This is a genomic window from Aeromonas sp. EU05-FHT14A05, assembly GCF_058791175.1.
The window spans coordinates 29,104-54,415 of the sequence record NZ_JBYTDH010000003.1 but is presented as its reverse complement, the minus strand read 5'-3'; the positions used below and the strand labels follow the sequence as shown (position 1 = coordinate 54,415).

Annotated in this window: 23 protein-coding genes; 5 read left to right on the top strand and 18 right to left on the bottom strand. The window is 63.7% G+C overall.

Features of this window, described 5'->3' with window-relative positions:
• Nucleotides 1-6: 6 nt before the first annotated feature.
• The 5 genes from mshL to AC3WR3_RS05465 all read right to left on the bottom strand — a co-directional run bounded on the left by mshL (nt 7) and on the right by AC3WR3_RS05465 (nt 4,369).
• On the bottom strand, nt 7-1,686 hold the full coding sequence (mshL, locus tag AC3WR3_RS05485; protein ID WP_202047769.1) for a pilus (MSHA type) biogenesis protein MshL: 1,680 nt from the start codon (nt 1,684-1,686) through the stop codon (nt 7-9).
• Between the two features lie 70 nt (nt 1,687-1,756).
• Entirely contained in the window at nt 1,757-2,071 is a 315-nt protein-coding gene (locus AC3WR3_RS05480; protein ID WP_202047770.1) for a SctD/MshK family protein, read from the bottom strand.
• Complete coding sequence (locus tag AC3WR3_RS05475; protein WP_492291520.1) at nt 2,064-2,711, bottom strand: MSHA biogenesis protein MshJ; 648 nt, start codon at nt 2,709-2,711, stop codon at nt 2,064-2,066. The genes AC3WR3_RS05480 and AC3WR3_RS05475 overlap by 8 nt, the downstream gene beginning before the upstream one ends.
• Nucleotides 2,711-3,304 (bottom strand): PilN domain-containing protein, encoded by a 594-nt coding sequence (locus AC3WR3_RS05470; protein ID WP_139439242.1) that lies wholly within the window; start codon nt 3,302-3,304, stop codon nt 2,711-2,713. The genes AC3WR3_RS05475 and AC3WR3_RS05470 overlap by 1 nt, the downstream gene beginning before the upstream one ends.
• 201 nt (nt 3,305-3,505) lie before the next feature.
• Entirely contained in the window at nt 3,506-4,369 is an 864-nt protein-coding gene (locus tag AC3WR3_RS05465) for an MSHA biogenesis protein MshI (protein ID WP_492291387.1), read from the bottom strand.
• Nucleotides 4,370-4,438: 69 nt separating this feature from the next.
• Here AC3WR3_RS05465 and AC3WR3_RS05460 point away from each other — a divergent pair, with 69 nt between their 5' ends.
• The gene (locus AC3WR3_RS05460; RefSeq protein ID WP_492291386.1) at nt 4,439-5,386 is read left to right on the top strand and encodes a 1-aminocyclopropane-1-carboxylate deaminase/D-cysteine desulfhydrase; all 948 of its coding nucleotides are present in this window, start codon (nt 4,439-4,441) and stop codon (nt 5,384-5,386) included.
• 36 nt (nt 5,387-5,422) lie between these two features.
• Here AC3WR3_RS05460 and AC3WR3_RS05455 read toward each other — a convergent pair whose 3' ends face one another.
• Nucleotides 5,423-7,342, bottom strand: coding sequence for an EAL domain-containing protein (locus AC3WR3_RS05455; protein ID WP_492291385.1), 1,920 nt, complete (start codon nt 7,340-7,342; stop codon nt 5,423-5,425).
• Nucleotides 7,343-7,851: 509 nt separating this feature from the next.
• On the opposite strand from AC3WR3_RS05455, the gene AC3WR3_RS05450 reads away from it, so the two are divergent.
• Both AC3WR3_RS05450 and AC3WR3_RS05445 read left to right on the top strand, forming a co-directional pair.
• Complete coding sequence (locus AC3WR3_RS05450; RefSeq protein ID WP_492291384.1) at nt 7,852-9,381, top strand: EAL domain-containing protein; 1,530 nt, start codon at nt 7,852-7,854, stop codon at nt 9,379-9,381.
• Between the two features lie 169 nt (nt 9,382-9,550).
• Nucleotides 9,551-10,648: a calcium:cation antiporter gene (locus AC3WR3_RS05445; protein ID WP_139439246.1), complete on the top strand. Its 1,098-nt coding sequence runs from the start codon at nt 9,551-9,553 to the stop codon at nt 10,646-10,648.
• Between the two features lie 71 nt (nt 10,649-10,719).
• Here the strand turns inward: AC3WR3_RS05445 and hutH are convergent, their stop codons facing one another.
• From hutH to ftsY, 10 genes are all read right to left on the bottom strand, one after another.
• Nucleotides 10,720-12,252, bottom strand: a complete 1,533-nt coding sequence (gene hutH, locus AC3WR3_RS05440) for a histidine ammonia-lyase (protein WP_492291383.1) — start codon at nt 12,250-12,252, stop codon at nt 10,720-10,722.
• Nucleotide 12,253: 1 nt separating this feature from the next.
• Nucleotides 12,254-13,957 (bottom strand): urocanate hydratase, encoded by a 1,704-nt coding sequence (gene hutU, locus AC3WR3_RS05435; RefSeq protein WP_492291382.1) that lies wholly within the window; start codon nt 13,955-13,957, stop codon nt 12,254-12,256.
• 66 nt (nt 13,958-14,023) lie between these two features.
• Nucleotides 14,024-14,962 carry a formimidoylglutamase gene (gene hutG / locus AC3WR3_RS05430; RefSeq protein WP_492291381.1) on the bottom strand — a complete coding sequence of 313 codons (939 nt, stop codon included), beginning with the start codon at nt 14,960-14,962 and terminating at the stop codon, nt 14,024-14,026.
• Nucleotides 14,955-16,190, bottom strand: a complete 1,236-nt coding sequence (gene hutI, locus AC3WR3_RS05425) for an imidazolonepropionase (protein ID WP_492291380.1) — start codon at nt 16,188-16,190, stop codon at nt 14,955-14,957. Before hutI ends, hutG begins: the two co-directional genes overlap by 8 nt.
• 155 nt (nt 16,191-16,345) lie before the next feature.
• The gene (hutC, locus tag AC3WR3_RS05420; protein ID WP_139439250.1) at nt 16,346-17,050 is read right to left on the bottom strand and encodes a histidine utilization transcriptional repressor HutC; all 705 of its coding nucleotides are present in this window, start codon (nt 17,048-17,050) and stop codon (nt 16,346-16,348) included.
• Nucleotides 17,051-17,060: 10 nt separating this feature from the next.
• A complete protein-coding gene (gene can, locus AC3WR3_RS05415) occupies nt 17,061-17,720 on the bottom strand; it encodes a carbonate dehydratase (RefSeq protein ID WP_042076162.1) in 660 nt (219 codons plus the stop codon).
• 200 nt (nt 17,721-17,920) lie between these two features.
• Nucleotides 17,921-18,775, bottom strand: coding sequence for an RNA polymerase sigma factor RpoH (gene rpoH, locus AC3WR3_RS05410; RefSeq protein ID WP_025325421.1), 855 nt, complete (start codon nt 18,773-18,775; stop codon nt 17,921-17,923).
• 464 nt (nt 18,776-19,239) lie between these two features.
• The gene (ftsX, locus tag AC3WR3_RS05405) at nt 19,240-20,193 is read right to left on the bottom strand and encodes a permease-like cell division protein FtsX (RefSeq protein ID WP_005323432.1); all 954 of its coding nucleotides are present in this window, start codon (nt 20,191-20,193) and stop codon (nt 19,240-19,242) included.
• A gap of 97 nt (nt 20,194-20,290) precedes the next feature.
• Nucleotides 20,291-20,962 carry a cell division ATP-binding protein FtsE gene (gene ftsE / locus AC3WR3_RS05400; RefSeq protein WP_342058962.1) on the bottom strand — a complete coding sequence of 224 codons (672 nt, stop codon included), beginning with the start codon at nt 20,960-20,962 and terminating at the stop codon, nt 20,291-20,293.
• Between the two features lie 130 nt (nt 20,963-21,092).
• Complete coding sequence (gene ftsY, locus AC3WR3_RS05395) at nt 21,093-23,057, bottom strand: signal recognition particle-docking protein FtsY (protein WP_492291379.1); 1,965 nt, start codon at nt 23,055-23,057, stop codon at nt 21,093-21,095.
• Nucleotides 23,058-23,167: 110 nt separating this feature from the next.
• Between ftsY and rsmD the strand changes: the two genes are divergently transcribed.
• Both rsmD and AC3WR3_RS05385 read left to right on the top strand, forming a co-directional pair.
• Nucleotides 23,168-23,797, top strand: coding sequence for a 16S rRNA (guanine(966)-N(2))-methyltransferase RsmD (rsmD, locus tag AC3WR3_RS05390; protein WP_202047781.1), 630 nt, complete (start codon nt 23,168-23,170; stop codon nt 23,795-23,797).
• Nucleotides 23,798-23,913: 116 nt separating this feature from the next.
• A complete protein-coding gene (locus AC3WR3_RS05385) occupies nt 23,914-24,228 on the top strand; it encodes a DUF1145 domain-containing protein (protein WP_025325417.1) in 315 nt (104 codons plus the stop codon).
• A 37-nt stretch (nt 24,229-24,265) separates the two neighbouring features.
• Here AC3WR3_RS05385 and AC3WR3_RS05380 read toward each other — a convergent pair whose 3' ends face one another.
• Together AC3WR3_RS05380 and fabR are read right to left on the bottom strand one after the other, a co-directional pair.
• Nucleotides 24,266-24,631 carry a YijD family membrane protein gene (locus AC3WR3_RS05380; RefSeq protein ID WP_111910783.1) on the bottom strand — a complete coding sequence of 122 codons (366 nt, stop codon included), beginning with the start codon at nt 24,629-24,631 and terminating at the stop codon, nt 24,266-24,268.
• 19 nt (nt 24,632-24,650) lie between these two features.
• Nucleotides 24,651-25,271 carry an HTH-type transcriptional repressor FabR gene (gene fabR / locus AC3WR3_RS05375; protein WP_025325415.1) on the bottom strand — a complete coding sequence of 207 codons (621 nt, stop codon included), beginning with the start codon at nt 25,269-25,271 and terminating at the stop codon, nt 24,651-24,653.
• Nucleotides 25,272-25,312: the final 41 nt, after the last annotated feature.

The following is a 25,312-nucleotide window of genomic DNA, read 5'->3' as shown; positions in this document are numbered from 1 at the left end:
CATGGCTTAGCCCTTGGGCGGATACCATTTGTCCAGCAGCTCGGAGGAGCGTTGCAGCTCCTTCTGCCAGGTGTCTTTTTCCACCACTGTCGGCTTGAGCAGGATCACCAGCTCGACCTTCTTGGTGCTCTCCCGGCGGTTGGTAAAGGCTTCGCCGACCCAGGGAATGTCCCCCAGCAGCGGCACCTTGCTGACGATCTCCTGCTTGTCGGTCTTCATCAGGCCGCCGATGACGATGATGTCGCCGTTGTTGGCCTGCACCACGGTATCCGATTCGCGAATGGCACTCTTGGCGAGCGGCAGCACCAGGGGATCCGCCGTGCCGACGTTGATGGTCTTGCTCTGCTCCTCGGTGTCGATGACGGAGGGGTGGATGTGCAGCAGCACCTTGCCCTGCTCATCGATCTGCGGGGTCACATCCAGGGCGATGCCGGAGAAGAAGGGGGTCAGCTCCACGTTCGGCGTGACGATGGGCGCCGAGTTGCCCGAGGTGGTGGTGGTGGTCGAGGCGTTGGTGACGAAGTATTCGTCCGTCCCCACCTTGATCACCGCCTTCTGGTTGTTGGTGGCGGTGACGCGCGGGCTCGAGAGGGTGTTCACGTCCCCCTGGGTCTTGAGCAGGCTGACCGCCACGTTGAAGTTGCCATCGGAGATGGTGAAACCGGCGCCGCCCCCCAGGGCCCTGAAGATCTGGTTGGGGGTCGAGGCGATGGGGCTGTCGAGCAGGGAGCCGCCCCCCGTGATGCCCTTGTTGCCGTCCCAGCTGGCGGAAAGACCGCTCCAGTCCACCCCCTGCTCGTAACCCTCGTTGAGGGAGACCTCCAGGATGCGCGCCTCCAGCACCACCTGGCGCTTGAGGTGTTCGCCGGACTGATCCAGAAACTCGCGCACCGCTTTCAGCTCCTTCGGATAGGCACGCACGGTGACCAGGCCCGCCTGAGGACTGGTGATGACGGCCCGCCCCTCGCCGGTGCCGATCAGGGTCTGCAGGGCGTCCCGCAGATCGGTCCAGTAGTCGTTGTTGCTGTCCGTCTCGATCCGGGTGCCGTTGCTGTTGTTGCTGTTGCCGTTGTCCCCGTTGGAGGAGCCGAGGTTGTTGTTGCCGTTGTTATTGTTGCCGCTGCTGTCGAAGTTGTTGTTGCCATTATTGTTGTTGTCGTTGGCCGTCACCCCGCCGGTGCTGACCGAGGTGCGGGAGAGACCGCGACGGGCCATCATCAGGTAGTTGACCGGGATGGTCTCGGTGCGCAGACCCGCCGGATAGACGTGAAACACATTGCCCTTGCGCTGCACGTCGAAGCCGTACATGTCGCCGACCGTGGCCAGCGCCTCCTGCAGGGTCACGTCTTTCAATTCCACCGAGATGGCACCGGCCACCCCGGGATGGACGGCCACGCTGTAGCGGGAGCCCTTGAACAGGGAACCGAAGAACTCCACCGCATCGACGTCATGGGCCGCGATGCGCAGCCGTTTCTCCGGAACCGCCAGGGGTTGCTGGGGACGATTGAGCTGCAGCAGTTCGCTCTGCACCGAGGGAGGCAAAGTGGTCAGCGGCGCGGTCGGGGTCTGCTCCTTCATGGCCTGCTTGAGGGCGTCTTTGGCCTGCACCGGTTCGGGGTGCTGATAGCTGGTACAAGCCGCCACCGCCAATGCGAGGGGAAGCAGACAAAAATGGTGTTTTTTCATGTTATTGGTGCACCTGACTCGCAATGAAACTCGACAAACCTGGCCCGCGGCATCCCGCGCGGAACCGACTTCACATCCGGATCTTGCTGCCAAACAGGGTCAGTGTCTGACGCTTGCCCGCCTTCTCCAGTACCACGGCATCGGCGCTGATGCCCACCAGCAGGAAACCGTCGATCCGCTGGCCCACCCGATAGCTCTGACCATCGAGCACCGCCAGCGCCGGTCCGTTGCCCAGGATGACGCTCTGCAACCTGGGCAGACCGGCCCCCTTGCTCGGGCTCGCCGCCGCGCCGCTACCGGCCAGAGGGGCGGTCGGATCCTGCAACACCTCCGCCTGGGCCAGCGGGCCCAGCAGGCAGCACAACAATGTCAGCCACTTAGCCACGAATGAACTCCTTGCTGGTGCTCAGGGTGTATATCTCCATCTCCACCGCCGCCTTGGGATGCTCGACCACCCTGTAGTCGAACCCTTTCCAGTAGAAGTGGCGGGGCAGTGCCTCCAGCGCCTTCAGGTACTGGTAGACATCGAAATAGCCCCCCTCCAGCTGGAGCCGGATCCCGTGCTTGAACAGGTTGGCCTTCTGCTCGCCGGCCATCAGCGGCTCGGGCTTGAGGGAGGTGAGCGCCAGCATATGCAGGTTGGCGGAGCGAGACAACAGGGCTTCCAGCACGGCAGGCATCTCGTGGGCCGGGATCAGATCCACCGTCTGGGCCTTGAGCTCGGCGTCCAGCCGGCCGAGGGACGCCTCCGCGCCGGCCAGCTGCTGGCGCACCTGGGCGTTGGGATCCCGCCCCAGCCGGGCCTGCTTGCCCTGGTTCTCCAGGGTCAGGATCTCCAGATCCCGCTGCGCCGCCGTCAGCGCCTGCCGCTCCTGGCTCAGTCGGGTGTCGGCGGCATCCAGCCAGCCGTAGATCCCGGCTGCCCCCAGCAAGATAATGCCCGTCAGCAGGATCAAGACCCGCTCCCGCAGGCTGAGGGCGGCCACACTCTGTGCCCAGGCCCGCCACTGTGCCGTCATCTCCATCATGGGGTCTCCCGTGCTATGCCGCTGAGCTGGAAGGCCAGCTGGCCTGCCTTGTCCCGGCTCAGAGTCAGCTCGCCAAACTGCTTGCCCGCCAGGGACGGGGTCTGCTTGAAGCGGTTCACCCAGGCAGGCACATCCTGACTGCGCTCGGCCACCCCGGAGAGGTTGATGCGCCCGTCACTTATCTCGATCCGTTGCAGGGAGAGGCGGGCATCCCGCAGACGGGCCAGATCCGCCATCACGCCGGCGTAGCCCTGGGATTTTTGCAGGGAGAGGCTGCCGAGCTGGCGTATCAGCGCCTGCTTGGCAGCCAGCTCCTCGCGCTTGTCGACCAGCTGCTGTTGCAGCTGACCGTCCGCCTGATGGCGCGCCAGGGCGGCATCGAGCCGTGTTGCCTCGCCGCGCTGCACATCGAGCAGCGCACGCACCTGGGCCAGCTCGCGGTCGACCCCCCGCTGTTGCCAGCCATAGAAAAAGGTGGCCGCAACCAGCAGCAGCAGGCAGCCGCCCCAGACCAGGGCCATCTGATTGAGGCTGGCCCACAGGCGCCTTGGCCTGAATTCGGCGCCATAGAGGTTGATATGGTGTTTCATCCTTCGCTCCTGCCCAGGGCCGCACCATAGGCGCAGAGGTATTCAACTCCGGCCAGTACAGCCTTGTTGGCCATGGCGGTGTGGAGGATGGCGTCAGCAAGCTGGCTCATCGCTCGCCTCCCAGGGCCGCACCATAGGCGCAGAGGTATTCGACGCCGGCGAGCATCGCCTTGTTGTGGAGGATGGCGTCAGCAAGCCGGCTCATCGCTCACCTCCCAGGGCCGCACCATAGGCACAGAGGTATTCGACGCCAGCGAGCACCGCCTTGTTGGCCATGGCGGACACAGGGAAGCCGAACGCCTGCTCCAGGTGGCGCACCAGGGTGCCGATGAAGGGGGAGCCGATGGCGAGCTGCATCAGGCCCGGCTCCGGCAGCTTGAGCTGGCCCGCCAGGTAGTCGAGGGAGCGCTGGATCTCCAGCGCCAGCCCGTCGAGCATCCCCTGATCGGGCTCATGAGCCCCGGTGAGGCTGACAAACCCGCGCAGCGGGCGCGAGAAGCAGAGGCCTCCCCGATGGAAGACCAGCAGTTGCAACTCCTGCCCCCTGGGCTGCCAGAGCAGCATGCGCACCGTCTGATCCGCCTCGTAGAGGGCCGTCATGGCCAGCTCGTCGCTGACGATGGCCTCCAGGGTCGCCACGCCGTTGACCGCGTCCGCCAGCTGCTGCACCCGGCTCTTGGGAACGCAGATCACGTTGATTCGTGGTCGACCCGCAGGGGGGGTCGGCAGATCCACATAGTCCATGGCGAGCTGCAACACGGGTTCGTTGACGAAATCCTTGATGGCCCAGGGCAGGGCCCCCGCCATCTCGGCGTCGGGCACGGCGGGCTTGTCGATCTGGATCTGCTGATAAAGGCTGGCGGCCAGGGCCACCCGCACCTTAGACTTGGCCAGTCCATGCTGGGCAAACAGCTCCCCCATGGCCTTGGGCCAGTCGTGGGGGCCATTGATGGCGCGGCTGGTAAAGATGGGGACGGGTTCCACACAAGCCAGCAGGATGCGATCGCTGGCCAGCAGGAGTCCCACCTGATGGCTGGGGGGCGAACGTCGGAAAAGTGACTTCATCTAGACCTGGACCTGGCTGCATGAAACGGACTAAACCTTAACATAAACAGGCTATTAGCCTCCATATTTATGACAAACGATGCATTGACCGCCACCCTGGCGTCCTCCGGGGATGCCATCCTGGCCCCCGCTCAGGTCCCCTCGCCCCTGCACCCCGTCCACCACCCCCTGCTGGATGCCAAGGGCGTGCGGCTCTGGTGCAAGCGGGATGATCTGATCCACCCGACCCTCTCCGGCAACAAGTGGCGCAAGCTCAAGTACCATCTGCAACAGGCGCAGGAGCAGGGCAAGACCCACCTGCTGTCGTTTGGGGGGGCCTACTCCAATCACATCCACGCCCTGGCGGCGGCCGGACTCAGGTCCGGGCTGCGCACCACGGGCATCATACGCGGTGAAGCCGACACCGTCAGCAACGCAACCCTGAGTGCGGCCAGAGGCTGGGGCATGGATCTCGTTTTCGTCGACCGCCAGAGCTATCGGCGGCGCCAGGATCCGGACTGGCTGGCCCGGTTCGAGGCACCGGACACCCTGATAGTGCCGGAAGGGGGCAGCAGCCCGCTCGCCATCCCGGGGGTGGCCGAGCTGGTGGCCGAGGTGCCCTTCTCGCCGGATCTCTGGGTACTGCCCTGCGCCAGCGGCGGCACCCTGGCGGGGCTCATCGCGGGCAAGCGGGAAAGGGAGCAGATCCTCGCCATCGCCGTGCTAAAGGGGGGCGCCTTCCTCCACTATGAGGTGTGCCGGCTCAACCCGGCGGCGGCCACGACCGGCGGCTGGCGGATAGCCCTGGATCACCACGACGGCGGTTACGCCAAATTCAGCCCGGCACTCTGGCAATGGGTACAAGCCTTCAGCGCCCACACAGGGCTGCCGCTTGAGCCCATCTACAGCGGCAAGGCGATGTGGGGACTGTTTCGGGAGCTGGCCGCGGGCCGGATCCCCCGCGGCAGCCAGGTGGTCTTCATCCACACCGGCGGCCTGCAGGGGCTGGCGGGACTCAGGGAGCAGGGCAGGCTGTAAGCCAGGATCATTCACTCGCCCTTGGGGCGGGCTCCGTCATATGGGCATCACCAGCCGCTCTGGTTCGGCGAACCAGGGCCCCTGGCCCGCGTGCACCCCGAGGTGGCGCAGCATCTTCCACTCGTCCCCGCTCTCCACCCCCACCGCGATCACCCGGGTCTGGGTATTGGCACAGCCTCCCACCAGGCTGCGCACCGCCATCTGGTTGACCTGACGCAGGTGGATCTCCCGCACCAGGCTGGGGTGCAGCTTGAGGAAGTGGATCTCGAACTCCTTGATGTACTGGGTGCTCACCACATCCTGGCCGGCGTGATCTATGGCCAGTCGGCACCCCAGCATGCGCAGTGCCCGCAGCGGCCGCTTGAGCGCCTCGTAGTGACGGGTCACCTGGGATTCGGACAGTTGCAGGATTAGCCCCTCATTGATGCTGCGCGGCAGCTGGAACAGCTCGAAGAAGAGCTCCCGCTGGAACTCCCGGTTGAGCAGGTTCTGGGCGCAGAGGGAGAGGCTCACGGGGCAGCTCGACTCCGGTCGCTGGCGCAGCAGGCGCAGGGTCTGGGTGACCACCAGCCGGTCCAGGGGCAGCAGCAGGCCGGCCTTCTCCGCCATGGGCATGAAGACCCCCGCCTGCAGCTCCCGCCCCTGCTCGTCATGGAGGCGGATCAGCAGCTCCTGTTGCAGCACCACCTGATCCCGCTCCTGCTGCACCGGCTGCAGATAGAAGGAGATCCCCTGCTCCTCGATGCGGCGGTTGATCAGGGTGCGCCAGCGCACCGTCCCCTTGTTGCTCGCCTCCTCGTCCAGAGACTTCTCGTAGAGGAACCAGCCGCTGTGGCCCTGCAGGCGCGCGCTCTTGAGGGCCAGCTCGGCCTCTTCCTGCACCTTGAGCAGGGAGTCCTCTGCCTGGTAGCAGACGGCTCCGAGGTAGACGGCCGTGTCCAGATTGACCGACTCGGGCCAGTGCAGCCGTTGCAGGCTCTTGAGCAGCTGGCTGGCGCCGTCCACCATCTCGCTCTCGGACATGTTGGGCAGCAGCACGGCAAAGACCTGGCCGGCGTAGCGGGCCTGCAGGGCACCGCTGTGCTTGCGCACGAAGGTACCGATGGAGGCGCTCGCCTCCATCAGCAGATCCTGGCTCGGGCGTCCGCTGAGCTCGGGATCCAGCTCCTCCAGGCCGGCCAGCTCGATCAGCAGGACACCGCCGCTGATCACGCTCGCCTCCATGATGGCGTTTTCCAGCCGGTTGTCGAAGAAGAGGCGGTTGCCTATGCCGGTCGTCTTGTCGACGAAGGCGTTGCTGCGGATGAAGTTGTCGAACCGGCTGCGCTCCTTGCGGGCATCGGCCAGTTCGGCCAGCAGATGGGTGAGGGCCTGGCTGGCGGAGAGGGGCCATTCGTCGGCGGGATCATGGGCCAGCTTGGTGAGCTTGCCATCCAGGATCAGCTGGGCCCGCTCCGCCAGCAGTTCGGCACCGCGCAACTGCTGGCGCAGCCAGCGGATGGAGTACCAGAGGCCGAACACCACGATGAAGACCCCGAGGGAGATGCCGAACATGGCCTGCATGGAGTACTCGAACTCCTTGAAGGGCCTGTCCAGCTTGAATTCGGCCTGCATGCCGGCCTGATTGGGAATGGCCTTGCTGTAGGGGATCAGCAGACTCTCGTCCGTCTGCTGCTGCACATCGCGAAACCAGTAGACCCGCTGGCTATCCTGGCGGATCTCCAGCTCGACCACGTGGGAGGCCCGCAGCAGGGAGGGCAGCCAGCGGGCAAGGGCCTGCTGATCGTCGGTCACCCCCAGTTGCTTGTCGATGATCTCCACCAGGGAGTCGACCCGGTTTTGCTGCAGCTCCATCCCCATCTGGCGGAAACTGAAGACCCCGCCGAGCATCACCACGGCCATGGCCGCGATCACGCACAGCGTAATAAAGGAGACGAGTTGAGTGGTCAGTTTCATGTGCCTTTCCGTAGCCGACAGCATCCATAAGGCCTCATGGTATCAGCCTTGGCCAAACCCCGCCTATGGTTGCAGATCCCGCTTCTGCAAATAAGCGTCAGGGCCGCTCATGCCTGGGGGTGACCGCTGGTGAAGGAAGAGACTCGGGGGGAGGAGAAAATCGGGCAGCCGGCTGGGCAGCGGACAGAAAAATGGTCCCACTGCGGGGACCAAAAGAAACACTCATATCAAAACTAACACTCTGTGCTACTGACAAAAATAGATACAGGAGTATTGAACACACGGTGAGTCAAACCGCCCCGCTACTCTAGCCATTTCAGATAAGCTGGACAATTGTCATTTATGACAGGTCAGCGATTGAATCTTCACCACTCGTTTTGTCATATTGTTGTTTATCAATGCATTATGAATGTTGTTCCAAGTGTGACCGATACGACTCAAATCGATGCAGCTAATGCTATGATGTTGCCATCCATTTGTATCCCATGCACCCATCAGGCAGGTACCCCTTGCGACGAGCGTCTCCCTTCTGGATCAGTCTGCTGCTGCTCTGCCTGCCCGTGCTGGCGAGCCTGCCCCTCAGCCAGCTGCTGGGCAATCCCCTGGCCCACCATCTGTTGCAGGAGAAGAAGGCGCAGATAGAGGCCGCGCTGGCGGAGCGCCACGATGAGCTGGACCAGAGCATTCGCGCCCAACTGTCCAGCTTCGCCTTCGATTGCGGCCCCGCAGACATGGCCCTGTTGCGGGATCCCCGTTTCTACAGCCGCCACATCCGGCTGCAGGGCCTCATCCTCGCCTCCGGCGGCGGCTGTTCCAGTCTGGGGGAGGATCTTCCCCTCGCCACCGTCTCGCTGCCCCCCTACCCCGAACCGGAGCAGTTTGGCCTCGCGGCCACCCAGGCCCGCTTCAACACAGAGCAGGAGCTGGTCGCCTATTTCAGGCAGGGCGGCAATATCGCCTACTGGGTGCTGAACAACAGCTGGAGCCACGATCTGCTGCAATCTCCCTGCCCGGGCTGTTTCTATTTCGAGTTTGGCCAGCAACACCCTGATGGCATCACGCAGCCATTTTCCCGTGGGGACAGTTCCATCAAGAAGGACAAGAGCAGCCAGAGCCTGAGTTTCTTTACGCCAGACACCCACATCCGGCAGACCCTGTGGGCGGGCAAGGCGCTGGAGGAGTATGCGAAGCGGCAGGCCCGCCACTATGGCCTCCTGTATGGCGGCGCACTGGGACTCCTGCTGGTTGCCGCCTACTGGGTGCTGCGCAACTACCGCCGCTCCCTCAAGGGACTGCTGCAGGCAGCCCTGGTGCGGCACGAATTCGTCCCCTTCTATCAGCCCATAGTGGACAGCCGCAGCAAGAAGGTGGTCGGTTTCGAGGCGCTGCTGCGCTGGCAGCGGGGTCGGGAGCTGGTGCCCCCAGGCACCTTCATCGACTATGCGGAGGAGCAGGGGCTGATCCTGCCCATGACGGAGCAACTGCTGGAGCGGGTCATCGCGGATCTGCCCTGGCTGGAGCCGACCCAGTGGGTCAGCGTCAACATAGTGGCCGCCCACCTGGAGCAACCCCATCTGCGGCCCCTGTTGCAGCGCCACGACTGGCCCTCCCCGGCCAGGCTCACCTTCGAGCTGACCGAGCGCAAGCCGATCACCGATATCAAGGCGGCCATGGGGGAAATAGCGCTGCTGCAGGAGAAGGGGTATCACTTCAAGCTGGATGACTTCGGCACAGGCTATGGCGGTTTCGCCTACCTGCAGCGCCTCGGCATCCGCCAGATCAAGATCGACAAGATGTTCGTCGACACCATAGGCACGGACGACCTCAAGCGCAGCGTGCTGGATGCCACCATCGCCTTTGGCCACGAATCAGGCATGGAGATGATCGCCGAGGGGGTCGAGACCCAGGAACAGGTCGACTACCTGCACCGCCATGGTGTCCACCTGATCCAGGGTTATGTCTATGCCAGACCCATGGCCCTGACCAAGCTGAAGATCTGGCTGCTGGCATGGCGGCAGAGCCAGCCCGGCGGGCAATGAGAAAGAAACCTCAGGGTCCCCGCCCGGGGATCCTCATCTTTTGCAACAAAATGATCCTCCTCTGACGGGACAACTCCCTTTATCATGAACTGGCGCGCCACCCCGGTGGCGCGACCTGCTGTCTCCCTACCCGTCGGCCACGGCCGCCCCGAGATGAGAACCACTGCCTATGAAGTCATTTATCCGGCAAGAGATTGCCCTGCCCGTCGGCCTGCTGACCCTGCTCTTCTTCAAGACCCTGGGCAGCGACCTGCTGACAGAAGCAACCCCCCTTGCAGTCTACCTGCCGGTGTCACTGGCCCTGCTCGCCATCGTCACCTGGGCCATCTTCTCCGTCGTGCGTCACTCCGACGCCCTGGCCATCAAGCTTGGCGAACCGTTCGGCACCCTGATCCTGACCCTGTCGGTCATCTCCCTGGAAGTGGTGATGATCTCCTCCGTGATGCTGACCGGCGAGCCCAACCCCACCATGGCCCGCGACACCATGTTCGCCGTGGTGATGCTGGTGAGCACCGGGCTGGTTGGCTTCACCCTGCTGTTTGGCGGCTGGCGCTATCACACCCAGAACTTCAATCTGGACGGGGTCAAATCCTATCTGGTGGCCATCATTCCCCTGGCCCTGCTCTGCCTGGTGTTGCCGAACTTCACCCAGGGCGGCACCCTGGGCGGGCTCTCCAAGGCCATGTCATGGATGCTGATCATCATTTCCATCCTGCTCTATGGCGTCTTCCTGCTGATCCAGACCCGCAGCCACAGCCACTTCTTCGTCGACAGCGACCACGAGGATCACGAGGAACACCACGGCCCGCTGCAGAGCAACGTCTATCACACCCTGCTGCTGCTCGCCTACCTGGTGGTGGTGATCCTGCTGGCCAAGACCCTGGCCATCCCCATCAACTACGGGGTCCATGTGATGGAGGCCCCGGCGGCCCTGGGCGGCTTCATCGTGGCCTGTATAGTGCTGGCCCCCGAGGCGGTCGGCGCCATCAAGGCCGCCTTCAACAACCAGTTGCAGCGCGCCATGAACCTCTACTTCGGATCCGTGCTGGCCACCATAGCCCTGACGGTGCCCTCTGTGCTCTTCATCGGCGCCCTGATGGGTCAGGAAGTGCGCCTCGGCCTCTCCCCTGCCGACATGGTGCTGCTCATCACCACTCTCATGGTGTGCAAGGTGACCTTCAGCAGCGGCCGCACCAATGTGCTCCATGGCGCCACCCACCTGGTGCTGTTTGTCGTTTATCTGTTCCTGATGTTCGAGCACGAATAACTGCGTCCAACCAACGCCAGAAACGAAAAGACCGCCCATTGGGCGGTCTTTTGTTATGGGCGGATAACCGCTTAGAGGCTGGGCAGCACCCCGGCCGGGATCAGATCGTTGTAGCTGGCGGCGCCCAGCAGGGCGGCGGCGGCCTCGATGTCCGGCGAGAAGTACCTGTCCTTGTCGTAGAAGCTGACCTCTTCACGCAGCCGCCCCTTGGCCAGCTCGATGAGCTCGGTGCTGCGCAGGGGCGCGCGGAAGTCCAGACCCTGGGCGGCGGCGAGCAGCTCGACCGCCAGTATGCCGCGGGTGTTCTCCGCCATGTCCGCCAGACGGCGGCCGGCGAAGGTGGCCATGGAGACGTGGTCCTCCTGGTTGGCGGAGGTGGGCAGGCTGTCCACCGAGGCCGGGTGCGCCAGGGTCTTGTTCTCGGAGGCGAGCGCCGCCGAGGTGACCTGGGCGATCATGAAGCCGGAGTTGACGCCCCCATTGTTGACCAGGAAGGCGGGCAGGCCCGACATGCGGGAATCGATCAGCAGCGCCATGCGCCGCTCGGACAGCGACCCGATCTCGGCGATGGCCAGGGCCAGGTTGTCGGCGGCGAAGGCCACCGGCTCTGCGTGGAAGTTGCCACCGGAGATGATCTCCTCATCCTCGGCAAACACCAGCGGGTTGTCGGAGACGGCGTTCGCCTCGCACACCAGCACCTCGGCGGCCTGACGGATCTGGGTCAGACAGGCTCCCATCACCTGGGGTTGGCAGCGCAGGGAGTAAGGATCCTGCACCTTCTCGCAGTTGTGGTGGGACATGCCGATCTCGCTGCCATCCACCAGCAGGTGGCGATAGCAGGCGGCGGCGTCGATCTGGCCGCGCTGGCCGCGCACCTCATGGATGCGGGCATCGAACGGACGGCGGCTGCCAAGCGCCGCCTCCACGCTCATGGCGCCAATGGTGATGGCACCGGCGAACAGATCCTCGGCATGGAACAGCCCTTCCAGCGCGAACGCCGTGCTGGCCTGGGTGCCGTTGAGCAGGGCCAACCCCTCTTTGGGTGCCAGGGCGATGGGCTCGAGCCCCGCAATCTTGAGCGCAGTGGCGGCGTCGATCAGCTCGCCCTTGTGGCGGGCCTTGCCTTCACCTATCAGCAGGCAGCTCATATGGGCCAGGGGCGCCAGATCGCCGGAGGCGCCGACGGAGCCCTTCTTCGGCACCACCGGATAGACTTCGGTGTTGATGAGGCGCATCAGGGCCTCGAGCACCGTCAGCCGGATGCCGGAGAAGCCACGGGCGAGCGAGTTGACCTTGAGCACCATCATCAGCCGCACGGTGGCGTCATCCATGTACTCGCCAATCCCTGCCGCATGGGAGAGCACGATGGAGCGTTGCAGCTCGTCCAGCTGCTCCACCGGGATCCGGGTGTTGGCCAGCAGGCCAAAGCCGGTGTTGATGCCGTAGACCACGCGGTTTTGCTCTATCACCTTGGTGACCACGGCGGCGGAGGCGTGGATCCCCGCCAGGGCGGCCGGATCCAGGCTGACATGCACAGGCTCGCGGCTGACGCGGCGCAGGGTGGCGAGGCAGAGCTTGCCCGGTTGCAGATTGAGTTCGAACATCTTATTTCACCCCTTTGCCGGTCGCGTCGATCATCGGCAGATCCAGTTTCGCCTCATGGGCACAGTTGATGGCAATCTCGTAGCCGGCGTCGGCGTGACGCATCACCCCGGTGGCCGGGTCGTTGCGCAGCACGCGGCCGACCCGCTTGGCGGCATCATCGGTGCCGTCACAGACGATCACCACGCCGGAGTGCTGGGAGAAGCCCATGCCGACACCACCACCGTGGTGCAGGGAGACCCAGGTCGCACCGCCGGCTGTGTTGAGCAGGGCGTTGAGCAGCGGCCAGTCGGAGACGGCATCCGAGCCGTCCATCATGGATTCGGTCTCGCGGTTCGGGCTCGCCACCGAGCCGGAGTCCAGGTGATCGCGACCTATGACCACGGGCGCCTTCAGCTCGCCGTTCTTCACCATCTCGTTGAAGGCGAGGCCCAGGCGCACCCGATCCTTGACCCCGACCCAGCAGATCCGCGCCGGCAGGCCCTGGAAGGCGATGCGCTCGCGGGCCATGTCGAGCCAGTTGTGCAGGTGGGGATCGTCCGGGATCAGCTCCTTCACCTTCTGGTCGGTCTTGTAGATGTCTTCCGGATCACCGGACAGGGCCACCCAGCGGAAGGGGCCAATGCCCTCGCAGAACAGCGGACGAATGTAGGCCGGGACGAAGCCGGGGAAGTCGAAGGCGTTTTTCACCCCCTCCTCCAGCGCCATCTGGCGGATGTTGTTGCCATAATCGAGCGTGGCGGCGCCACGGGATTGCAGGGTCAGCATGGCTTCCACCTGGCGGGCCATGGAGTGACGAGCCGCCTGGTTCACCTCCTGGGGCGCGGATTTTTGCAGCTCGCGCCACTGGGCAACGCTCCACCCTTGCGGCAAGTAGCCATGGATCGGGTCGTGGGCCGAGGTCTGATCGGTCACCACGTCCGGGGTGATGCCGCGGGCCACCAGTTCGGCGAAGACGTCGGCGGCGTTGCCGAGCAGGCCGACGGAGACGGCGGTGCCGCTCTGCCTGGCCTCCTCGACCATGGCCAGCGCCTCATCCAGGCTATGAGCCTTCTTGTCGACGTAGCGGGTCTTCAAGCGAAAATCGATGCGGGTCTCATCGCACTCCACGGCGATCATGGAGAAGCCGGCCATGGTGGCGGCCAGGGGCTGGGCGCCGCCCATGCCACCCAGACCGCCAGTCAGGATCCAGCGCCCCGCAGGCGACCCGTTGAAGTGCTGGTTCGCCACCGCGAAGAAGGTCTCGTAGGTGCCCTGCACTATCCCCTGGGTACCGATGTAGATCCAGGAGCCGGCGGTCATCTGGCCGTACATCATCAAACCCTTCTTATCGAGTTCGTTGAAGTGCTCCCAGTTGGCCCAGTGGGGCACCAGGTTGGAGTTGGCGATCAGCACCCGGGGCGCGTCCTTGTGGGTCTGGAACACCCCGACCGGCTTGCCGGATTGCACCAGCAGGGTCTGGTCGTCCTCGAGGCGAGTCAGCACCTCGACGATCTTGTCGTAGCAGGCCCAGTTGCGGGCGGCGCGGCCGATGCCGCCATAGACCACCAGGGACTGGGGATGCTCGGCCACTTCCGGATCCAGGTTGTTCATCAGCATCCGCAGCGGCGCCTCGGTCAGCCAGCTCTTGGCGGTAAGCTGGGTGCCGTGGGGGGCGCGGATGACCCGGTTCGGGTCGTGACGGGGATCCTGGTGTTGCACAGACATAGACACTCCTTGTTTATCAATGCAGCCGCCATGCGGGGGCACAGTGCCCCCTGGCGAGTCGGCCGGCTACTTGGTTAGTTGATGGACCAGCCGGGCGGCCACGCGGGCGCTGCGGTTGTCCAGATCCAGACTCGGGTTGTACTCGGCCAGATCGGCGAGCCTCAGCTTGCCGCTGGCCCGGATATGGGCGATCAGGGGTTCGATGACCGCCAGCTCCACGCCGCGGGCGGCGGGAGCACTCACTCCCGGCATCACCGCCGCCGGCAGCACGTCGAGATCGATGGTGAGGTAGAGGTGGTCGCAACGGGCGATAAAGGCATCCAGCCCGTTCAGAAGCTCGGGCAGTGCGGCCTGGGTCATGGCCTCGTCCAGCACATGCCAGACTCCCAGCGCCTCGGCGCGGGCAAAGAGCGCCGCCGTGTTGGCGGTCTCTGCCACCCCGAGGCAGGCGTAATGAAACGTTGTTCCCTGGGCGGCGCACTGCTCGGCAATCTGGAAGAAGGGGGTGCCCGAGCTTGCCAGCTCCTGTTTCATGCGCAGGTCGAAGTGGGCATCGAAGTTGATGATGCCGACCCGGCCCTTGCCACCCAGATGACGATTGAGGCCGCTCCAGCTGCCGAAAGCCACCTCGTGGCCGCCCCCCAGCACCAGCGGGAAGTGGCCCAGATCCAGCGCACGGGCAACCCGCTCCGCCAGACGGTCGTGGGCGGCATCGAGATCGCCGTCCTCGCAGCGCACGTCGTCGCCGTCATGGACAAGTCGGCCCAGATGCCAGGCGGTGTTGGCCAGCAGCTTGCGTATCGCCAGCGGTGCGGCGGCGGCGCCGACCCGCCCCTTGTTGCGGCGCACCCCTTCGTCACAGGCAAAACCGAGCAGCACCACGCCGGGCTCGCTGTCGGCTTGCCAGGGTTGCACCTTGTCGTGCCAGCGCAGGGCCAGTTCACCATCTTCCGGATCCTGGCGTCCCTGCCAGAGCGACATGTCGGCCATGTTGAACTTATCCATGGAGCGTCTCCTCCCCGTTGAGAACCCGGCTGACCAGCTGATCGACCCCGATCAGGTAGCTGATCTCGGAGGGGTGGACGCAATTCCAGATCAGAAAATCGGCCTGCATGCCCACTCTCAGCTGTCCCAGACGCTCCTGCTCGCCGAGCGCCCGGGCGGCGTGGCGGGTCACCCCGGCCATGGCCTCCACCGGCGTCAGGCCGAACAGGGTGCAGGCCATGTTCATGGCCATGCGCAGGGAGACGATGGGGGCCGTGCCCGGATTGATGTCGGAGGAGACCGCCATGGGCACGCCCGCCTTGCGCAGGGCGGCGACCGGCGGCAGCTTGGTCTCCTTCAGGAAATAGAAGGCGGTAGGCAGCAGGGTGGCGACCACGCCACGGTGGGCCAACGCCTGGATCCCGTCCTGATCCAGATACTCCAGGTGATCCACCGAGAGGGCGCCGAAGTTGGCGGCGAGGGTGCTGCCCCCCAGGTTGGAGAGCTGATCCATGTGCCCCTTCACCGCGAGATTGTATTGATCCGCCGCCAGATAGACCTGCTCGGTCTGGGCCAGGGAGAAGCCGATGTGCTCGCAGAAGACGTCCACCGCATCCGCCAGACCCGCCTCGGCCGCCGCCGGGATGATCTCCTGGCAGATGGTCTCGACCCAGGAGTCGGGATCGTCGCGGTACTCCGGTGGCACCGCATGGGCCGCCAGCAGGGTGGTCTTGACCCGGATCGGCAGCGCCTCCCCCAGCCGGCGGGCGACCCGCAGCATCTTGAGCTCGTCCGCCAGGGTGAGGCCGTAGCCTGACTTGATCTCTACCGTGGTGACCCCTTCCCGGATCAGGGACTTGATCCTCGGCACCGCCAGCTCATAGAGCTGATCCTCGCTGGCGGCCCGGGTGGCGCGCACGGTGGAGAGGATGCCACCCCCCTTGCGGGCAATGTCGCTGTAGGGCACGCCCTGCTGGCGCAGCTCGAACTCCTCGGCCCGGCTGCCGGCAAAGATCAGGTGGGTGTGACAGTCGATGAGGCCAGGGGTCACCAGCCTGCCCTTCATGTCACGCCAGTGGGCGGGATGGGGCCCCTTGAGATCCTGCATGGGGACCAGGGCGTGGATCTTGCCTTCATGCACACCGAGGGCATGGGGTTCCAGCAGACCGTAGTCCGCCAGATCGGGGCGCAGGGTGGCGGGTGTCACGTTGAGCCAGACCCGCTCGCAGTTCAACAGTTCCTTGTTCATACCGACCTCTAAATGTATATACAATAACTTATAGCCGATCTCTGACGAGAAAGAAAGGATCAAGTTCACATCTTGATAACAGCGGTTTCATTAGAGTTTAAGCACAAAAAAGCCCACCAAGGGGTGGGCTTTCAAAACAAGAAATGTATATACAATTAAGTCAGTCGGGTCTTGGAGCTCAGCTTGTAGCGGGAGCCTGGCGAGAGCAGGCGGGCATAGGAGACCAGAAAGCCATCCGACCAGGTGCGGCGATGCAGCAGCAGGCAGGGGGTATCGACCCTCACCTGCAGCAAGCCCGCTTCGCCGGCGCTCGGCAACACCGCCTCCACCACGTGCTCCATCTCGGAGAGCGGGCAGACTTCCATCAGGTAGCTGTTCGGCGTCTGCCTCGTGAAGTCCTGCTCGCCATAGCCGGGCAGGCGCTCGGCATCGACGAAACGCTCCTCCAGCTGCAGCGGCTCCCCATCGGCCTGATGGACGATGAGGCTGTGGAAGGTGGGCGCCCCGACCCGCAAACCCAGTCGCACCGCCACCTTCTCGTCGGCGGCCTGGCGCTGCAGGCGGATCACCCGGGCGCTGTACTGGCTGCCGCGCTCGGCTATCTCGTCGGCGATGTTGCGAATGGCCAGCAGCGGCGACTCGGCACGCCTGTCCGCCACAAAGCTGCCGGATCCGGCGGTGCGATTGAGCCAGCCCTCGGCCACCAGTTCACGCAGCGCCTTGTTGACCGTCATCCGGCTCACGGCAAACTGCTCGCACAGGGCGGCCTCGGTCGGGATCCTGTCGCCCGCCTGATAGTGGCGCTCGCGGATCCCGTCCAGGATGTGCTGTTTGATCTGCAGATAGAGGGCGGGTGCCACCGGATGGTCCTCAGCGGCGACGGTGGGGCGGACGCATGTCCGGCCAGGCGCGGTAGACGTCCGGGATCTGGTCAGGGCCGCTGATGCAGAGATCGAGATCGTGCAGCAGACCGTCCTTGATGCCGTAGATCCAGCCGTGCACCGCCAGCTCCTGCCCCTTGCGCCAGGCATTCTGGATGATGGTGGTGTGGCAGACGTTGGCGACCTGCTCGGCCACGTTCAGCTCGCACAGGTAGTCGAAGCGCTCGTGCTCATCCTCGATGGCTTCGAGCTCTTCGCCGTACTTGAAGTAGACATCCTTGATGTTGCGCAGCCAGTTGTCGATGAGGCCCAGCTCCTGGTTCTGCATCGCCGCCTTGACGCCGCCGCAGCCGTAGTGGCCGCAGACGATGATGTGCTTCACCTTGAGCACCTCCACCGCGTATTGCAGCACGGAGAGGCAGTTGAAATCGGTGTGTACCACCAGGTTGGCGACGTTGCGGTGGACGAAGACATCCCCCGGCAGCAGCCCCATCAGCTGGTTGGCGGGAACCCGGCTGTCGGAGCAGCCGATCCAGAGATACTCGGGGGCCTGCTGGGCGGAGAGGGTAGCGAAGAAATTGGGATCTTCGGCCTTGATCCGTTCCGCCCACTCGCGGTTATTGGTAAACAGGTCGTTCAACAGTTTCACTTCTGCTCTCCCTAACTGTGGCAGTGGCGGCAACATACCATACACAAGGGTAACCAAGGCAAGGCCGACCAGATCCCGGTGAAACAAAAACAGGGCCATCAGGCCCTGTTTTCCACAAGAGAATGCCCTCAGGCATCCATGGCGTCTTTCAGCTTCTTGAGTACGCTCTTCTCAAGCTGACGCAGGCTCGGCGAATGCCCTCAGGCGGCCATCGCATCCTTCAGCTTCTTGAGCGCATTTTTCTCAAGCTGACGCACACGCTCGGCGGACACACCGTAGTTGTCTGCCAGCTCCTGCAAGGTGGTCTTGCTCTCCTCATCCAGCCAGCGGGCGCGGATGATGTGCTGGCTGCGCTCGTCCAGGGTGGCCATGGCCGCGCTCAGGCGACGGGTGGCGTGGCTGTCCCAGTTGTCGTTCTCTATGGTGGCGGCCAGATCGGAAGACTTGTCTTCCAGATAATGGACGGGGGCGAAGCCGCCTTCATCCTCATCGTCACCGACCAGATCGAAGGCCTGATCGTAGTTGCTCATGCGCGCTTCCATCTCGGTGACGTCAGCGGCAGAGACCCCGAGATCGGCAGCAACGGCCTGAACCTCTTCGTGGTTCAGCCAGCCCAGACGCTTCTTGGACTTGCGCAGGTTGAAGAACAGCTTGCGCTGGGCCTTGGTGGTGGCCACCTTGACCATGCGCCAGTTGCGCAGCACATATTCGTGGATCTCGGCCTTGATCCAGTGCACGGCGAAGGAGACCAGACGCACGCCCACACTCGGGTCGAAGCGCTTGACCGCCTTCATCAGGCCGATATTGCCTTCCTGCACCAGATCGGCCTGAGGCAGGCCATAGCCGGAGTAGCTCTTGGCCACGTGAACGACAAAACGCAGATGCGACATGACCAGCTGACGGGCAGCCTCGAGATCGCCACCCTGCTGCAAACGCATCGCCAGTTCACGCTCTTCCTCCGCGCTCAGCACGGGGATCGAGTTGACGGCTTGGATATAGCCTTCCAGACTACCTTGCGGAATCAGAGCCATAGTGCGTTGCAATGAAGTTCCCATGTTCTACCTCTTACTTTTCAATCGAATCAGTCTAACACCCTGAGAGGGTCTGTCTACTGACCGGGGGTCATTCTGCGGCCCATATCAAACATAAGTCAAACATCGGCCCCGGCATGAACCCGGCCTATCTTAGGCTGACGGGATGAATCATAAATGAACGGTCAAAAAAAAGGGGTCACAATGAAGGACCCCTGAAAAGTAGCATGCTAAGTCCATTGTTGCGGAGCTCGCAACCTTCACATGCTTGCCAAGTCAGACGAGCAAGGCAGAGGGGCCACACCCGTATACATTCTGTTGCACTAGATAGACTGTTTATAAATCAAAAGGTTCACAGGATCCAAATATGATCCTTGGCGCAGGCATCATTCAGATTACTCTGAGAAAGTGACCCGTGCCAGAAACGGGCCACTCTTTTACTTGATCCAGTTCGCAAAATCCAGCGCTTTAAAATGCTGATAAATTAATCAGGATGGTTCTATGTCACGAATGTGTCTGTGCACCGAGAACCAGGACGCAATCAGTCCCAGCAGCGCGCCGAGCAGTATCAGGTTGAAGCCGTCGAACGCCCCCATCCCCACCAGCCGGAAGTTGCTGTTGTAAAGCCCCGCCAGCTCCTTCACCACTCCCTCGCTCCAGATCACCATCACCTCGGTCAGCCACCAGGCCAGCATGCCGCCGATCACCCCGAACCAGATGCCGGTATAGAGGAAGGGACGGTGGATGAAGGCATCGGTCGCCCCCACCAGCTTGAGCACTTCGATCTCGGATCTCTGGTTGAGGATATTGAGCCTGAGGGTATTGCCGACGATCAGCAGCACCGCAGAGAGCAGCAGCACCGCTATGCCGGTGATGGTGTGACGCAGCAGGTTCATGATCCCCTGCAGCCGGGTCAGCCACTGCAGATCCAGCTTGCCCTGCTCGATGCCGGGCTCATTCTCCAGCTTGGCGAGCAGCTCGGCGGCCCCTTCCGGGTTCTGCCAGCGCGGATCCGGAATAACGCTCAACACAGGCGGCAGCGGGTTGCTGTCGAGGTAATCCAGGGCATCGCCGAAACCGGAGATCTCGCGAAACTCCTTGAGCGCCTCGTCCCGGTTCATGTAGGTGACGGACTCCACCTCGGGATAGAGCAGGATCCGCTGCTTCATGTCGAGGATGCTCTGCTCCGGCAGATCCTTGCGCAGATAGAGGGAGATCTGGGAGCTGGTCTGCCAGCTCCCCTCCACCACCTCGGCGTTTTTCAGCAGCACGTGGAAGCAGGAGGGTAGCGCCAGACTGACCCCGAGCACCGCCAGCGTCATCAGGGAGGCGAGCGGATTGCGCCACAGCTCTCCCAGACTGGCAAAGGCCTGACGCACGTGGTCCACACCGTACATCATCAGACGGCGCAGCGGCGGCTGTTTGTGACGAACGATAGCCATCAGAGCGCCTCCCCATGTCGAATATCGGCGACCTGATCCACCCGAGTGACACTCATCAGACGGCGCAGCGGCGGCTGTTTATGACGAACTATGGCCATCAGCTCTCCTCCTGCTCTTGGGAATACATGCGCCCTGCCTTCAGGGTCAGGGTGCGATAGCGCATCCGGGCGATCAGCCCCAGATCGTGAGTGGCAATCAGCACCGAGACTCCGAAGCGGTTGAACTCCTCGAACAGTCGCATGATGTCCATGGAGAGCTGGGGATCCAGGTTGCCGGTCGGCTCATCCGCCAGCAGCAGGGGCGGCTTGTTGACGATGGCCCGGGCGATGCCGACCCGCTGCTGCTCACCACCGGAGAGCATGCGCGGCTGGTAGCGTTCCTTGCCGAGCAGGCCGACCTTGTCCAGCGCCGCCGCCACCCGCTTGTTGATGTCGGCATGGCTGTAGCCATCGATCACCAGGGGCAGGGCCACGTTGTCGAACACGGTTCTGTCCATCAGCAGCCGGTGATCCTGAAAGATCATCCCGATCTGGCGGCGCACATAGGGGATCTGGTTGCGCTGGATATGGCTGACGTCATCGCCATGGAAGAAGACGCGACCATCGGTCGGCCGCTCCATCACGCTGATGAGCTTGAGGAGGGTACTCTTGCCCGCCCCCGAGTGGCCGGTCAGGAAGGCCATTTCCCCCTTGCGCAGGTGGAAGCTGACTTTCTGCAGCGCCTGATGGCCACCGCTGTATACCTTGCTGACCTTGTCAAAACGAATCATAACGGTTCCCTGACAGTGACAAACCCCGATCGGGATCGAGGTGGATCATACCCTGAGAGTGACAAGCCCCGACCGGAGTCGGGGCTGGGACACTGCTCATCGCGGCTGAGCTGGCGCATCGCGGCCAGACTCATTCATCGCGACTGAACAACGCCTCGATAAAGTCGTTGGCGACGAAGGGACGCAGATCGTCGATCCCCTCGCCCACCCCGATGTAGCGGATCGGGATCTGGAACTTGTCGGCCACCGCGAAGATGACGCCGCCCTTGGCGGTCCCGTCCAGCTTGGTGAGGGTGATGCCGGTCAGGCCCACCGCCTCGCTGAACAGCTTGGCCTGGCTCAGGGCATTCTGGCCTGTACCCGCATCCAGAGTCAGCATGATCTCGTGGGGCGCCTCTTCATCCAGCTTCTTCATCACCCGCACCACCTTCTTGAGCTCTTCCATCAGGTTGCTCTTGTTCTGCAGGCGACCGGCGGTATCGGCGATCAGCACATCGGCGCCACGGGAGCGGGCGGCCTCGATGGCGTCATAGATGACGGAGGCGGAGTCGGCACCGGTATGCTGGGCGATCACCGGAATGTTGTTGCGCTGACCCCACACCTGCAGCTGCTCGACCGCGGCGGCACGGAAGGTATCCCCCGCCGCCAGCATCACGCTCTTGCCCTCGGCCTGGAACTGCTTGGCCAGCTTGCCGATGGTGGTGGTCTTGCCGACGCCGTTCACGCCGACCATCAGGATCACATAGGGCTTCTTGCTGGTGTCGATCACCAGCGGCTGCTCGACTTTCGCCAGCATCTCGCCCATGTCCTGCTTGAGCAGGCCATAGAGCGCCTCGGCATCCTTGAGCTGCTTGCGATCCGCGTGCTGCACCAGGCCTTCGATGATGCGGCTGGTGGTATCCACGCCGAGATCGGCGGTCAGCAGCTGGGTCTCCAGCTCCTCGAACAGCTCGTCATCGATCTTCTTGCCACGGAACAGGCCGAAGAAACCGGAGCCGATATTTTCCCTGGTACGCACCAGGCTGCGCTTGAGGCGGGCAAAGAAGCCCTCCCGCTGCGGCTTGTCCTGGGTGTCGTCGTCCACCTTGGCGGCCAGCGGCAGGGCGGCCAGGGCAGCGGCATCCGCCTCCATCGCGGCTACCAGACGCAGATCTTCCGCTCGCTGGGCCTCTTTGGCGATACGGGCCTCTTCCGCAGCCTGCGCTTCAGCGGCGATACGAGCTTCTTCTGCGGCGCGAGCCTCGGCGGTGATACGCGCCTCTTCGGCGGCGCGAGCTTCGGCGGCGATACGGGCTTCTTCTGCGGCGCGAGCCTCGGCGGCGATACGCGCCTCTTCGGCGGCAACACGGGCCTCTTCGGCGGCAACACGGGCCTCTTCGGCGGCCTGAGCCTCGGCGGCAACGCGAGCAGCTTCCGCAGCCTGCGCCTCGGCGGCAACACGGGCAGCTTCCGCAGCCTGTGCCTCGGCGGCAACACGGGCAGCTTCCGCAGCTTGCGCCTCGGCGGCAACCCGGGCGGCTTCCGCAGCTTGTGCCTCGGCGGCAACACGGGCAGCTTCGGCGGCTTGCGCCTCGGCGGCAACACGGGCGGCTTCCGCAGCTTGTGTCTCAGCGGCAACGCGTGCAGCTTCCGCAGCTTGTGTCTCAGTGGCAACGCGTGCAGCTTCGGCGGCTTGTGTCTCAGCGGCAACGCGGGCGGCTTCCGCAGCTTGTGCCTCGGCGGCAACACGGGCAGCTTCCGCAGCTTGTGCCTCGGCGGCAACACGGGCGGCTTCCGCAGCCTGCGCCTCGGCGGCAACGCGGACAGCGTCGGCGGCCTCTGCCTCGGCGGTGATCAGCGCCTCATTGACGATGACGGGCTCGAGTTCGGAGGCAGGTTCCTCCACCACCAGGGGGCCTTCATCAGGGGTCGCCAGGGGAGCCTCGTGCAATACAGCAGGGGCCTCGGTCAGGGAAACATCAGCGACGGGAGCGGGGGCAACGGTGGCCTCGGACTCGGCGACAGCCGGGGTGGCGTCAGGGGCCTGTGATTGGACGGCCTCAGCCTCTTCTTTCTTGCGGCCGAAACCCAGCCAGGAAAACAAACCTTTTGCCATCTAAAAATACTCACATCAAAGGCTGACTGCTAAGATAGCCGTCCCTCGGCGGGTCGGCATAAAAATGAACCGCCTTATACTACCACTTTATTTTCTGACGACGAAACGCGATGCCCAGAGTGAAATCCAGCCGTAACAGCCCGAGCAAGAGCCCAGCCCCCCAGGGGCGAGCGGGCGTGGTAAGAATCATCAGCGGCCAGTGGAAGGGCCGAAAACTGCCGGTCAGGGATGTGGACGGACTCAGACCCACCACGGATCGCGTCAAGGAGACCATCTTCAACTGGCTGGCTCCCCATGTCCGCGGTGCCCGCTGCCTCGATCTGTTTGCCGGCAGCGGCGGCCTGGGGTTGGAGGCGCTGTCGCGCTACGCCGAGCAGGTGACCCTGGTCGAGATGGACAAGGGCGCCGCCGATCAGCTCAAGAAAAACCTGCTCACCCTGGGTTCAAGCCAGGGGCAGGTGATCCAGGCCGATGCGGTGAGCTGGCTGCAAGGCCCGGCCACCCCCTTCGATCTGGTGTTCCTAGATCCGCCGTTTCGCCGTGAACTGCTGCCCCAGGTGTGCGAGCTGCTGGAGCAGCGCGGCTGGCTGGCGCCGGATGCCCTCATCTATCTTGAACGGGAAAAGGAGATGAGCGATCTCCCCCTGCCTGCCAGCTGGCAACAGCTCAAGGACAAACAAGCGGGTCAGGTCTGCTACCAGCTCTATCTGCGGGACAGCAAGGATGACGCTGCGGTTTAAATGCCGGGTAGGTGCGGGAGCTGGGCGCTATGCTCCTCCCCGTCAACTTGCGCAACGACTCAAGGACAAGCAGGCCGGTCGGGTCTGCTATCAACTCTATGTACGGGAGATAAGCGATGAAGCGGGTGTTTAATCTATTGGCGATGGGCGTGCTGTTGTTCTTCTGGCTCGGCGTGGTGCTCGCCCTGCTGGGCACACTGCCGGGCAAACTGAACGGTTTTCTGCCGGTCTGCGGCGTCATAGTGATACTGATGCACTGGGTGCAGGCCAGTATGATCAAGGCCGCCTGCAAGCCCTACTTTGCCATCACCCGCCTCGAATTCACCCAGGTGCTGATCTTCGGGGTGTTCGGCATGATGGAGATCCGCGCCAAGCTGCAGGCCATCATAGATGCCAGGCAGAGGGGAGAGACCCCGCCCCGGGCCGATTAACCCAAGACTGCCAGAGCGAACCTGAAGGAGTGACACGTCACTCCTTCACTTTTTTCCCCAGGCTGATGCCGAGCTTGATGGAGAGCACGGCGAGCAGCAGCAGCATGGCGATCAGGGAGAAGAAGTTGCTGCCAAGCTCGGGGTACTGCACCTTGAGCAGGGCCGTGTGCCCGAACGCCCCGATGAAGAAGCAGAGCAGGATGCAGCTGGGGGTATTGCCGACTATGGGCTCGTGGCGATAGTGCTGATAGAGCTGGTAGGCCGCCAGCAGCAGGGCGATCAGGGGGAAGAAGGAGAAGGGCACGACCGACTCGGTCAACACCGACAGGAAGGCATCACCGCAGATGCCGATGAGCAGGGCCAGCAACAGGGGCTTCTTCGGGATCGCGTTCGATTCATGCATGGGACTGTCCATCCTTGACTTAAGAGAGAGATTCGCGGCGCTTGCGGTTCTGCACCTCGGCGCCCATGGCGATCATCCGCAGCTGGCTGATGGTGCGCTCCGACAGGGCCCGACACTCTTCGGGGGTCATGTCGAGGGCGTCGGCACCGGCGCTGAAGACGATGGTGACCATGGCTTCGGCCTGGATGTAGGCCTCTTCCCGTGGCGCCTGCGTGGTCGCCTCCAGATAATCGGTCAGCTCGGCGATGAAGTGCTGGATCTCGCGGGCCACCGCCTGGCGGAAGGCCGCCGAGGTACCGGAGCGCTCACGGAGCAGCAGCCGGAAGATGTTCGGGTTGTTTTCGACGAATTCCATGAAGGTCTGCACCGAGGTGCTGATGACGCTGCCGCCACCGGCGATGCGCTGGCGCGCCTGGCGCATCAGCTGGCGCAGGGTCAGGCCGCCCTCGTCCACCAGGGTCAGCCCCAGCTCTTCCATGTCGCGAAAATGGCGGTAGAAGGAGGTCGGCGCTATGCCCGCCTCCCTGGCCACTTCCCGCAGACTGAGGTTGGAGAAGCTGCGGTTGGCACAGAGTTGACTGAACGCTGCCTCGATCAGCGTACGCCGGGTCTTTTCTTTTTGTTGCGCGCGAATACCCACGAAAACAGTCACCTTGAGATTAGCGAGGCCAGATGATAACC